The organism is Bradyrhizobium sp. RT6a (assembly GCF_040547675.1).
Lineage (GTDB): Bacteria > Pseudomonadota > Alphaproteobacteria > Rhizobiales > Xanthobacteraceae > Bradyrhizobium.
Genome location: NZ_JBEPQC010000010.1, coordinates 40327 through 52891 on the forward strand (window position 1 = coordinate 40327; position 12565 = coordinate 52891).

9 protein-coding genes are annotated in these 12565 nt (G+C 65.0%); 2 read left to right on the forward strand and 7 right to left on the reverse strand.

Translation table 11 applies throughout. The annotated features are described in order from the left end of the window. Window positions 1-160: 160 nt before the first annotated feature. Complete coding sequence (locus tag ABIC03_RS34065) at window positions 161-2371, reverse strand: primosomal protein N' (protein ID WP_354064652.1); 2211 nt, start codon at window positions 2369-2371, stop codon at window positions 161-163. Between the two features lie 111 nt (window positions 2372-2482). On the opposite strand from ABIC03_RS34065, the gene ABIC03_RS34070 reads away from it, so the two are divergent. Together ABIC03_RS34070 and ABIC03_RS34075 are read left to right on the forward strand one after the other, a co-directional pair. Beyond that, complete coding sequence (locus ABIC03_RS34070; protein ID WP_354064654.1) at window positions 2483-3448, forward strand: tyrosine recombinase XerC; 966 nt, start codon at window positions 2483-2485, stop codon at window positions 3446-3448. 100 nt (window positions 3449-3548) lie between these two features. Further along, window positions 3549-4139 (forward strand): DUF4337 domain-containing protein, encoded by a 591-nt coding sequence (locus ABIC03_RS34075; RefSeq protein WP_275174185.1) that lies wholly within the window; start codon window positions 3549-3551, stop codon window positions 4137-4139. Window positions 4140-4299: 160 nt separating this feature from the next. Here ABIC03_RS34075 and ABIC03_RS34080 read toward each other — a convergent pair whose 3' ends face one another. The 6 genes from ABIC03_RS34080 to sucD form a co-directional block, all read right to left on the reverse strand. Further along, window positions 4300-4830, reverse strand: coding sequence for a hypothetical protein (locus ABIC03_RS34080; protein ID WP_275174187.1), 531 nt, complete (start codon window positions 4828-4830; stop codon window positions 4300-4302). A gap of 33 nt (window positions 4831-4863) precedes the next feature. Then, window positions 4864-6264, reverse strand: a complete 1401-nt coding sequence (lpdA, locus tag ABIC03_RS34085) for a dihydrolipoyl dehydrogenase (protein WP_275174189.1) — start codon at window positions 6262-6264, stop codon at window positions 4864-4866. A 56-nt stretch (window positions 6265-6320) separates the two neighbouring features. After that, window positions 6321-7082, reverse strand: a complete 762-nt coding sequence (locus ABIC03_RS34090) for an SDR family oxidoreductase (protein WP_502916956.1) — start codon at window positions 7080-7082, stop codon at window positions 6321-6323. A 52-nt stretch (window positions 7083-7134) separates the two neighbouring features. Then, window positions 7135-8376: a 2-oxoglutarate dehydrogenase complex dihydrolipoyllysine-residue succinyltransferase gene (odhB, locus tag ABIC03_RS34095; RefSeq protein ID WP_354064659.1), complete on the reverse strand. Its 1242-nt coding sequence runs from the start codon at window positions 8374-8376 to the stop codon at window positions 7135-7137. A gap of 165 nt (window positions 8377-8541) precedes the next feature. Then, complete coding sequence (locus ABIC03_RS34100) at window positions 8542-11511, reverse strand: 2-oxoglutarate dehydrogenase E1 component (RefSeq protein WP_354064661.1); 2970 nt, start codon at window positions 11509-11511, stop codon at window positions 8542-8544. Window positions 11512-11633: 122 nt separating this feature from the next. Beyond that, window positions 11634-12533 (reverse strand): succinate--CoA ligase subunit alpha, encoded by a 900-nt coding sequence (gene sucD / locus ABIC03_RS34105; protein WP_354064663.1) that lies wholly within the window; start codon window positions 12531-12533, stop codon window positions 11634-11636. Window positions 12534-12565 lie beyond the last annotated feature (32 nt).

Consider the following 12565-nt stretch of genomic DNA (forward strand, 5'->3'; position numbering starts at 1 on the left):
GACGCTCGACGCGTGAAACAAGCCCGCCGTCTTGGGGGACGGCGGGCTTTTTGTTTGCATTTTCGTAGCCCGGATGGAGCGCAGCGTAATCCGGGGGTCTTCGCGCGGATCGAGATGTCCCGGATTGCGCTTCGCTTCATCCGGGCTACAGGCCCAGCCTCTACAAAAAGCTCTGCGGATCGACGTCAACTTCGAGCTTTTGATTGCCTTTCGGCTTCGGGCATACGGCAAGCCAGTTGCGCAGATAATCCGACAGGTCGAAGCCGCGCGCCGATTTCACCAGGATGCGGAATCGGTAGCGGCCCTTGATGACCGCGAGCGGGGCTTCCGCCGGGCCCAGCACCACCACGCGCTCGTCGCGCGGCGCGAGCGCGACGAGGTGGCGGCCAAAGCCTTCGGCGCTCGGCCGGTCGCCGGCGGAAATGATCAGGCTCGCGAGTCGCCCGAACGGCGGATAGAGCGTGCGTTCGCGCAAGTCGATCTCGCTGTCGTAAAAGGCTTCGCGGTCGCAGGCGATCAGCGCCTTCATCACGGGATGATCGGGCTGGTGGGTCTGGAGATAGCCGACGCCACGGCCCTGCTCGCGCCCGGCGCGGCCGATCACCTGGTTGAGCAATTGCCAGGTGCGCTCGGAGGCGCGCGGATCGCCATTGGAGAGGCCGAGATCCGCATCGACCACGCCGACCAGATTGAGCCGCGGGAAATTGTGGCCCTTGGCGACGAGCTGGGTACCGATGATGACGTCGACGCGGCCCTCCGCAATGTCATTCAGCTCGGAGCGCATCGTCTCGATCGAGGTGATGAGATCGCTCGACAGCACCATGGTGCGCGCTTCCGGGAATAGCGCGGCCGCCTCTTCCTGCAAGCGCTCGACACCGGGCCCGACCGCGACCAGCGATTCCTCCGCCGCGCAATGCGGACAGGTTTGCGGGCGCGGCATCGAGAAGCCGCAATGGTGACAGACGAGTCGCTGGCGGAAGCGGTGATCGACCAGCCAGGCATCGCAGATGGTGCAGGCGAAGCGATGGCCGCAGGCGCGGCACAGCGTCAACGGCGCATAGCCGCGGCGATTGAGGAACAATAGCGCCTGCTCGCGCCGCTCGATCGCGGTCCTGATCTCGGAGGCCAGCCGCGGCGAGATGAAGCGGCCGCGCGCCGGCGGCTCGCGGCGCATGTCGATGGCCTCGATATGCGGCATGTGCTGGCCGCCGAAGCGCGACGGCAGCGCGATTCGCTGATAGCGGTTCTTGCGCGCATTGACCTCGGATTCGACCGACGGCGTCGCCGACGCCAGCACGATCGGGACCTTTGCGAGATGCGCGCGCACCACCGCCATGTCGCGGGCGTGATAATGCACGCCCTCGTCCTGCTTGTAGGCCTGGTCGTGCTCTTCATCGACCACGATGAGGCCGAGATTGGCGTAGGGTAGAAACAGCGCCGAGCGCGCGCCGACCACGACCGGCGCGCTGCCTTCGGAGATCGCCGCCCAATTCCGCGCGCGGGTACGCGGCGTCAGCTCGGAATGCCATTCCAGAGGACGCACGCCGAACCGCTGCGCGAAGCGATCGAGAAACTGGCCGGTGAGCGCGATCTCCGGCATCAGGATCAGCGACTGTTTTCCGCGGCGGATCGCCTCGGCCACGGCTTCGAAGTAAACCTCGGTCTTGCCCGAGCCGGTGACACCGTCGAGCAGCGCGACGTGAAAGCTGCCGTTGGCGGCGAGCGCGCGCATCGCATCGACCCCGGCGCGCTGGAGCGGCGAAAAATCGGGCCGGCTGAAATCCGGATCGGGGGCCGGCGGCGGCGGAGGCGGCGGCATCGGCTCGACCGTGAGCGTGCCTTCGTCGACGAGACCGTCGATCACGCCGGCCGAGACGCCGGCCTCCTTGGCCGCCTCGGATTTGCCGTGCAGCAGCCGGTCCGACAGCACCTCGATCAGGCGCTGCCGCGCCGGCGTCAGCCGCCGCGGGGGATCGCCGACCAGGCGCACGCCGGCGCGCACCCGCTCGGGGCCGAGGTTCTCACCCATCCGCAGGCACATGCGCAGCACCATGCCGCGCGGGCTCAGCGTGTAATTGGCGATCCAGTCCACGACCGCACGCAGCTCGGGCTTCAACGGCGGGATGTCGAGCTTTTCGCTGACCTCCTTGAGGCGGTTGTGCAGGCGCGGATCCGGATTGGCGTTTTCGGCCCAGACCACGGCGAGCACCTCGCGCGGGCCGAGCGGCACGCCGATAATATCGCCCGCCTTCAGCTCCATCCCGCGCGGCACCTTGTAGGAATAGGTCTGGTCGAGCGCGACCGGCACCAGCACGTCGACCATGCGGGTCGCGTTGGCGGAGACGGCGTTGCTGCGCGACGTGTGATCCATGGAGGGGGAATCGGAACCTGGGGCTTCAAGGCTAGCGCCCGGAGGCCGCCTTAGCGAACGATAAACGAGTGTGATGCGATATACTGAGTGGAATCACCACGTCCAGAGCGCATGAGCAAAGCGGCCGCCCCACAAATCGAGCTCGCCAGCGCCGATCCTGATATCGCGCAGGAGATGACGCGCTGGCTGTCGCATCTCGGCGCGGAGCGGCGGTTGTCGCCGAAGACGCTGGAAGCCTATGCCCGCGATTTGCGGCAGTGCCTGGATTTTCTCTGCGGACATTGGGGCGAGCGGGTGACGCTCAAGCGTTTCGCCGCGCTGGAGGCCACCGATGTCAGGGCCTTCATGGCGATGCGCCGCGCCGACGATATTGCCGGCCGCTCGCTGATGCGCGCGCTCGCGGGCCTGCGTTCGTTCGGCCGCTTCCTCGAGCGCGAAGGCAAGGGCAAGGTCGGCGCGCTCTCGGCGATCCGCGCGCCGAAAGTCGCAAAGAGCCTGCCAAAGCCGCTGCCGATGGCTTCCGCCAAACGTCTTGCGGACGCCGACGAGCGCGCCGACGAGGACCGCGAGACCTGGATTTTGGCGCGTGACGCCGCGGTGATGGCTCTCCTCTACGGCTCGGGCCTGCGCATCTCCGAAGCGCTAGGGCTGACGCGCCGCGAGGTGCCGCGTCCCGGAGAAGGCGACGTGCTGATCGTCACAGGCAAAGGCAACAAGACCCGCATGGTGCCGGTGCTGCAGAACGTACTCGCGCTCGTGCAGGAGTACGTCGCGATGTGCCCGTATCCGCTGCCAGCCGAGGGCCCGATCTTCGTCGGCGCGCGCGGCGGGCCGTTGAGCCCGCGTATCATCCAGCTCGCGATGGAGCGGCTGCGCGGCGCGCTCGGCCTGCCCGACAGCGCCACGCCGCACGCGCTCCGGCATTCCTTCGCCACGCATCTGTTGTCACGCGGCGGCGATTTGCGCGCGATCCAGGAATTGCTCGGCCATGCCTCGCTCTCGACCACGCAGATCTATACCGGCATTGATGCCGAGCGTCTGCTGGAAGTCTATGCCAGCGCGCATCCGCGGCGGTGATGCTGACATGAAGCTGTCATAGCAAGCCTCCAGGCGCGCATGCCTCTTGCGCGGCGCCCGCGGTTCGGTCAATCGTGGCGAACCGAGCCAGGAGGGACTTATGAGCGCACATGAAAGCATGGAGCATGCCGAGCACGCCGAACACGCGTCCGGCTCGAACAAGAAGATCGCGCTCCTGATCGCTGTCCTGGCGCTTTTCCTGGCGATCTCCGAGACGCTCGGCAAGGGCGCCCAGACCGAATCGATCAGCAAGAACGTCGAGGCTTCCAACCTCTGGGCCTTCTTCCAGGCCAAGAGCATCCGCCGCACCATGGTGCAGAGCATGGCGGACCAGGGCAAGCTCATCCTCGGCGCGGCGAGCGACGAGGCCAACAAGGTGGCGGTGCAGAAGCAGATCGAGGACTGGCAGAAGACCGCGCAGCGCTACCGCTCCGAGCCGGAGACCGGCGAAGGCACCGAGCAGCTGGCCGAAAAGGCCAAGCACGCCGAGCATGAGCGCGACGAGGCCACTGCGAAATATCATCACTTCGAACTGGCGTCCGCCGCCTTCCAGATCGGCATCGTTCTGGCCTCAGCCACCATCATCACCGGCATGATCGCGCTCGCCTATGTCGCTGGCCTGCTGACGATCGGCGGGCTCGTCATGACCGGGCTCGGCCTGTGGTTGCCGCATCTGCTGCATTTGCATTAGCGAAAACGAGACGCGTGGTTTGACGCCGCACAAGCAGTGTCATGCCCCGGCTTGACCGGGGGCATCCAGTACGCCGCGGCTTCTCCGTATCCATTGCCGTCTCTGGAATACTGGATCGCCCGGTCAAGCCGGGCGATGACAGCGAGTGTGCGGTGAGGCTTCAGCGCGCTTCGTGCACGCTCTTGCGAAAACGCTGGATCAGGCGGAGTGTGCGGGAGGACCAGCCTTCGCCGTTGCCGGCGATCAGCTCGCGGATGCGCCGCTTGATTGGATCGACCAACTCGGCGGCCTTAGCACGCAGCTTCAGCACCAGAGCATAAAGCCGCTCGAACCAGGCCATCTCCATCAGCTTGTCGCGCGTCACGTCGAAGACGAAGGCGGTGACGCCGACGCCGAGCAGCTTTGCGAACACGATGGTGAAGACCGCGCTGGTCCAGTATTCGTGCGTGAGCAGCCACAGGCCGACCAGCTTGAGCGGAAACAGCGGAACGATCGGCACCGCGAACACGATCAGCGTCATCGCCGGCGACAGCGCATCGACGCGGTCCGACAGCCATTGCTTGAACCGGGCGAGCGGGACGATTGCGACAACCCGCGCGACGATCGGTTCGAGATGGTCCCACAGCCAGGCTTCGATCAGGAAGATGATCGCAAGCAGGACCCAGAGCGGTTGAAGCAGGCGGCGTAGCATGTGTTTCCCGCCCGATTCGGCGCTGGGCGCGACCTACATATGGATGGCCCGCTTGCCGACTGCAAGCGCGGCTTCCTTGATGGCCTCCGAGCGCGTCGGGTGGGCGTGGCAGGTGCGCGCGAGATCCTCCGCACTGCCGCCGAATTCCATGAGAACGCACGCCTCATGGATCATTTCGCCGGCTTCACGACCGATAATGTGCACGCCGAGCACGCGATCGGTCTTCGCATCTGCGAGAATCTTCACAAAGCCGTCAGTGGTCTGATTGACCTTGGAGCGGCCGTTGGCGGTAAAGGGAAACTTTCCGACCGTATAAGCCACGCCGGCCTGCTTCAGCTCCTCCTCGGTCTTGCCGACGGAGGATACTTCCGGCGTGGTATACACGACGCCTGGGATAACATCGTAATTCACGTGGCCGGCCTGCCCGGCGATGATCTCGGCAACCGCGACGCCCTCATCCTCGGCCTTGTGCGCGAGCATCGGGCCCGCGACGACGTCGCCGATGGCATAGACGCCCTTCACGCTGGTGGCGAAGTGCGGATCGATCTGCACGCGGCCGCGATTGTCGAGCGCAACGCCAGCTTCCTTCAGGCCCAGCCCATCCGTGTACGGCACACGGCCGATACAGACGAGAACGACGTCGGCTTCCAGCGTCTCGGCAGCGCCGCCGGCGGCGGGCTCGACCGTCGCCTTCAGCGTCTTGCCGGAGGTGTCCACGCCCGTGACCTTGGCACCCAGCTTGAAGGTAAAGCCCTGCTTCTCCAGGATGCGCTGGAATTGCTTGGCAATCTCGCCGTCCATGCCGGGCAGGATGCGGTCGAGGAATTCGACGACGACCACTTCGGCACCGAGACGGTGCCAGACCGAGCCGAGCTCGAGGCCGATCACACCGGCGCCGACGATCAGCAGCTTGCCGGGCACCTTGTCCAGCGACAGCGCGCCGGTCGACGACACGATGCGGGTCTCGTCGATCTCGATGCCCTTGAGCCGCGCGATGTCCGAGCCGGTGGCGATCACGATGCTCTTCGTTTCGATGACTTGCGACTTGCCGTCGGCGGAGACTTCGACCTTGCCGGTGCCGAGAATCTTGCCGGCGCCCTTGAGCACGTCGATCTTGTTCTTCTTCATCAGGAATTCGACGCCCTTGACGTTGCCGTCGATGCCCTGCTGCTTGAAGTTCATCATCGCAGGAAGATCGAGCTTCGGCGAGGAGACGCTGACGCCCATCTTGGCGAAGGAATGTCCCGCCTCCTCGAACATTTCGGAGGCATGCAGCAGCGCCTTCGACGGCATGCAGCCGACATTGAGGCAGGTGCCGCCAAGCGTCGCGTTCTTTTCGACCACGGCCACTTTCATGCCGAGCTGCGCTGCACGCACCGCGCAGACATAACCGCCCGGTCCGGTGCCGATGACGACAAGATCGTAGGATGCCATGAGAGAAAGTCCCGTAAGTTTAGCGTTGAGGGATGTGTCAGCGTCCGCGCGGCGCGTCAGCGTCCGCCGGACACATCGAGAATGGCTGATGTAACGTAGGAGGCATCGTCCGACATCAGCCAGACGATGGCATTGGCGACTTCATCGGCAGTACCGACGCGCTTCATCGGCACCATATGGGCGAGACGGTGGTGCCGATCGGGCTCGCCGCCGGAGGCGTGGATTTCGGTATCGATCAGGCCGGGGCGGATGCCTGCGACGCGAATGCCTTCGCCGGCAACCTCATAGCCGAGGCCGATGGTGAACGAATCGATCGCGCCCTTGGACGCGGCATAGTCGACATAGGTGTTCGGCGCGCCGAGCTTGGCGGCAACCGATGACAGATTGACGATGACGCCGCCCTGGCCGCCGTGCCTGGTCGACATCCGTTTCACCGCTTCGCGCGCGCAGAGGATGGAGCCGGTGACGTTGACCGCCATCACGCGCTGGATGCGCTCGGCCGACATCTCGTCGACGCGCACGCCGCTGGTCCCGACAATACCGCCATTGTTGACGAGTGCGCCGAGCGTGCCGAACGCGTCCGCGGCCTTGAACAGCGCGAGGATATCGCTTTCCTCGGCGACGTCGCATTTCACCGCGATGGCCTTGCCGTTGCTGGCCGCGATCTCCGCGACGACCTCGTCGGCAGCCGTCTTGTTGCTGGCATAGCCGACCACGACACGGAAGCCGCGCGCGGCCGCAGCAATCGCAGTCGCGCGGCCAATGCCGCGGCTGCCGCCGGTGATGACAACGACTTTATCCGTCACGCGCGCCTCCATGGTTCGACACGCGCCGTCGCGCAAGGCGACGGCGCTCGCAGAGCATCAGCGATCAGAGATCGAGCACCAGGCGCGCCGGATCTTCCAGGCTCTCCTTGACGCGAACAAGGAAGGTCACGGCTTCCTTGCCGTCGATGACGCGGTGATCGTAGGACAGCGCCAGATACATCATCGGGCGGACCTCGATCTTGCCGCCGACGACCATCGGCCGCTCCTGGATCTTGTGCATGCCGAGGATGCCGGACTGCGGCGCGTTCAGGATCGGGGTCGACATCAGCGAGCCGTAGATGCCGCCGTTGGTGATGGTGAAGGTGCCGCCCTGCATCTCGTCGATCTTGAGCTGGCCGTCACGGGCGCGGCGGCCGAAATCGGCGATGCCCTTCTCGATGTCGGCGATCGACTTGTTGTCGCAGTCGCGCACCACGGGCACGACGAGGCCCTTGTCGGTGCCGACGGCGACGCCGATGTGATAGTAGTTCTTGTAGATCAGATCGGTGCCGTCGATCTCGGCGTTGACGGCCGGGATGTCCTTCAGCCCCTGCACGACGGCCTTGGTGAAGAAGCCCATGAAGCCGAGCTTCGAGCCATGCTTCTTCTCGAACGCATCCTTGTAGTGGGCGCGCAACGCCATGACGTTGGTCATGTCGACCTCGTTGAAGGTCGTGAGCATCGCGGCGGTGTTCTGCACGTCCTTGAGGCGGCGCGCGATGGTCTGGCGCAGCCGGGTCATCTTGACGCGCTCTTCGCGGGCGGCGTCATCGGCCGGCGACGGTGCGCGGACCTGGACCGCAGCGGCGGGCTGGTTGACCGGGGTCGGCGCCGAGGCCGCACGCTCGATCGCGGCGAGCATGTCGCCCTTGGTGACGCGGCCGTCCTTGCCGGAGCCGGGAACGGTCGAGGCGTCAATGCCGGTTTCGGCCGAGAGCTTGCGCACGGAGGGAGCGAGCGGCGCGTCGGCCGGCGGTGCTTTCGACGCGGAGGGAGCAGCCGCAGCGGCGGCAGCAGGAGCGGCAGCCGCGGGCTTTGCGGGCGCAGCGGCCGGCTTGGCAGCGCCGGCGGCGCCTTCGGTAATCTGGCCCAGCAGCGCGCCGACCGCGACGGTGGCACCATCGGCAGCGATGATCTCGCTCAGCGTGCCGGCGGAGGGCGCCGGGACTTCGATGGTGACCTTGTCGGTCTCGAGCTCCACCAAGGGCTCGTCGACGGCGACGGGATCGCCGGCCTTCTTGAACCAGCGGCCGATGGTGGCCTCGGTGACGGATTCGCCGAGGGTCGGCACACGAATTTCAGTCATGGTCTTTTCCTTAAGGAGATCGCCAATGCGGTCATGAATTTCACAGGTGTCATGCCCCGCGAAGGCGGGGCATCCAGTACTCCGCGGCGTTCGTGGTCATCACGGCCGTCACGGCGTACTGGATCGCCCGCCTTCGCGGGCGATGACAGCGTTCTAAAAAACGTCTCAGCTCAATGCTTCGTCCAGGAACGCCTTCAACTGCGCCTGATGCTTCGACATCAGACCCGTGGCGGTCGCGGCGGAGGCGGCGCGACCGACATAACGCGGACGCCGGCTCACACCGTTCACCTGGTTCAGCACCCATTCCAGATAGGGCTCGATGAAGTGCCAGGCACCCATGTTGCGCGGCTCTTCCTGGCACCACACCACTTCGGCCTTCTTGAAGCGCGACAGCTCGGCCACCAGCGCCTTGAGCGGCACCGGATAGAGCTGCTCGACGCGCATCAGGTAGATGTCGTCCATCCCGCGCTTCTCGCGCTCCTCGTAGAGGTCGTAATAGACCTTGCCCGAGCAGAGCACGATGCGGCGGATCTTCTCGTCGGGAACGAGCTTGATCGCTTCGCTCGGCAGCATCTGGGCGTCATCATAGAGGATGCGGTGGAAGGTGGTTCCCTTCGCGAGCTCCTCGAGACGCGACACCGCCCGCTTGTGACGCAGCAGCGACTTCGGCGTCATCACGATCAGCGGCTTGCGGATCTCGCGATGGAGCTGGCGGCGCAACACGTGGAAATAGTTCGCCGGCGTGGTCGGATAGACCACCTGCATGTTGTCTTCCGCGCACATCTGGAGATAACGCTCCAGACGCGCCGAGGAATGTTCCGGTCCCTGGCCTTCATAGCCGTGCGGCAGGAGGCAGACGAGACCGGACATGCGCAGCCATTTGCGTTCACCCGAGGAGATGAACTGGTCGAACACGACCTGCGCGCCGTTGGCGAAGTCGCCGAACTGCGCTTCCCACAGGGTCAACGTGTTCGGCTCGGCAAGCGAATAGCCGTATTCGAAGCCGAGCACGGCTTCTTCAGACAGCAGCGAGTTGATGACCTCGTAATGGCCCTGCTCGTGACCGAGATGGTTGAACGGCGTGTAGCGGCTCTCGTCTTCCTGGTCGATCAGGACCGAGTGGCGCTGCGAGAAGGTGCCGCGCTCCGAATCCTGTCCGGACAGGCGGACATGGTGGTTCTCGTTGAGCAGCGTGCAGAACGCCAGCGCCTCGCCGGTCGCCCAGTCGATGCCCGTGCCGCCGTCGATCGCCTTGGCGCGGTTTTCGAGGAAGCGCTGGATGGTGCGGTGGACGCGGAAACCGTCCGGCACCTTGGTGATCTTGCGGCCGATGTCCTTCAGTGCCGCGATGTCGACGCCGGTGACGCCACGCCGCGCGTCTTCTTCCTGATCCGCGATCTTGAAGCCGGCCCATTTGCCGTCGAGCCAGTCGGCCTTGTTGGGCTTGTAGCCGGAGCCGGCTTCGAGCTCGGCATCGAGCCGCGCGCGCCAGTCCGCCTTGGCCTTGTCGACCTCGCCCTCGGTCAACACGCCTTCGCTGATGAGGCGGCGGGCATAGAGCTCGAGCGTCGACGGATGGGCCGCGATCTTCTTGTACATCACCGGCTGGGTGAAAGCCGGCTCGTCGCCCTCGTTATGGCCATGCCTGCGGTAACAGAACATGTCGATGACGACGGGCTTGTGGAATTTCTGCCTAAACTCGGTCGCGACCTTGGCCGCGAACACGACGGCTTCCGGATCGTCGCCGTTGACGTGGAAGATCGGCGCGTCGATCATCTTCGCCACGTCGGACGGGTAAGGCGACGAACGGGAATAACGCGGATAGGTGGTGAAGCCGATCTGGTTGTTGACGATGAAGTGGACGGAGCCGCCGGTGCGGTAGCCCTTCAGGTCCGACAGGCCGAAACATTCGGCGACCACGCCCTGGCCGGCAAATGCGGCGTCGCCATGCATCAGCAGCGGCATCACCGAGATGCGCATATCCGGCGGATCGCCGTGCTGGTCCTGCTTGGCGCGGACTTTTCCGAGCACCACGGGATCGACGATCTCGAGATGCGAGGGGTTGGCGGTCAGCGACAGATGGATGCGGTTGCCGTCGAACTCGCGATCAGAGGACGCGCCGAGGTGATATTTGACGTCGCCCGAGCCTTCGACCGCATCAGGATTGGCCGAACCGCCCTTGAACTCGTGGAACAGCGCGCGATGCGGCTTGCCCATCACCTGGGTCAATACGTTGAGGCGGCCGCGATGCGGCATGCCCAGCACGACTTCCTTCACGCCGAGATTGCCGCCGCGCTTGATGATCTGCTCGAGCGCGGGGATCAGTGACTCGGCGCCATCAAGGCCGAAGCGCTTGGTGCCGGTAAACTTGGTGTCGCAGAATTTCTCGAAACCTTCGGCTTCGACCAGCTTCATCAGGATGGCGCGGCGGCCTTCGCGGGTGAACGAGATTTCCTTGTCCGGCCCCTCGATCCGCTCCTGGATCCACGCCTTCTGCGCAGCGTTGGTGATGTGCATGAACTCGACGCCGAGCGTCTGGCAGTAGGTGCGCTCGCAGATCGCGGTGATTTCGCGCAAGCTGGCGTATTCGAGACCGAGCACATGGTCGAGGAATATCTTGCGGTCGAAATCGGCTTCGCTGAAGCCGTAGGTCCGCGGATCAAGCTCTTCGCGATTGCGCTGGGCTTCGATGCCGAGCGGATCGAGCTTGGCATGGAAGTGCCCGCGCATGCGGTAGGACCGGATCAGCATTAGCGCCCGGACCGAGTCACGGGTGGCCTGGAGCAGGTCGGCGGAGGAGAGGGCGCCGGCCTTGTCACCGCTCTTGGCCTGCGCCTTGGCCGCGATCTTGGCTCCGACCGTCTTCTCGACTTCCGCCCAATTGCCGTCGAGCGCGGAGGTCAGATCGTCCTGCGGGGTCAGCGGCCAGTTGGCGCGCTCCCAGGACGGGCCTTGGGCGTTCTTGCTGATGTCACCCGGCTGGTCGTTGAGGCTCTTGAAGAATTCCTGCCACTCGGCATCCACCGAGGACGGGTCCTTCTCGTAGCGGGCGTAGATTTCGTCGATGTAGGTGGCGTTGGTGCCCTGCAAAAAGGAGGAGAGGGCAAAGGCTGCGTTCGCGTCTTGGCGAGACATACTTGAGTTCCTGGCGATTTCGGTTCGCGCATAACAAACGGCGCTGGCGCTGGGCTCCCCGGCAGAGGACCAGCGCGACAGGCACCATTTACCCTATTTGCTGCGAAACTTCGCCCGGAAAATTACGAAGGTGTGAATCGGGCCTTCAATTTTTCGGCAAGCGTGTGCCCGAGCCGGGCGGGAGACGGAGACACTGTAATTCCTGCCGATTTCATCGCGTCGGTCTTGGAACCGGCGTCACCCTTGCCGCCCGAAATGATCGCACCGGCATGGCCCATGCGGCGGCCGGGAGGGGCCGTGACACCGGCAATGAAACCGACCATCGGCTTCTTGCGGCCACGCTTGGCCTCGTCCTTGAGGAACTGGGCGGCGTCCTCCTCGGCGGAACCGCCGATCTCGCCGATCATGATGATCGATTCGGTTTTGGGGTCGCCGAGCAGCATTTCCAGCACGTCGATAAACTCGGTTCCCTTGACCGGATCGCCGCCGATGCCGACTGCGGTGGTCTGGCCGAGGCCTTCCTGGGTGGTCTGGAACACGGCTTCGTAGGTCAGGGTGCCGGAGCGGGAAACGATGCCGACGCTGCCGGTCTTGAAGATGTTGGCCGGCATGATGCCGATCTTGCACTCGCCGGCAGTCATGACGCCCGGGCAGTTCGGCCCGATCAGGCGCGACTTGGAGCCGGCCAGCGAACGCTTCACCCTGACCATGTCGATGACCGGGATACCTTCGGTGATGCAGACGATCAGCGGGATCTCGGCATCGATGGCTTCGCAGATCGCATCGGCCGCGCCCGGCGGCGGCACGTAGATCACCGACGCATCGGCACCGGTCTTCTCACGCGCCTCGCGCACGGTGTCGAACACCGGCAGGCCCAGATGCGTCGCGCCGCCTTTGCCGGGCGAAGTGCCGCCGACCATCTTGGTGCCATAGGCAATCGCGGCCTCCGAATGGAAGGTGCCGTTCTTGCCGGTAAAGCCCTGGCAGATGACCTTGGTGTTCTTGTCGATCAGGATGGACATGAGGTCTGCTTTCGCGAAACTAACGAGTGAGA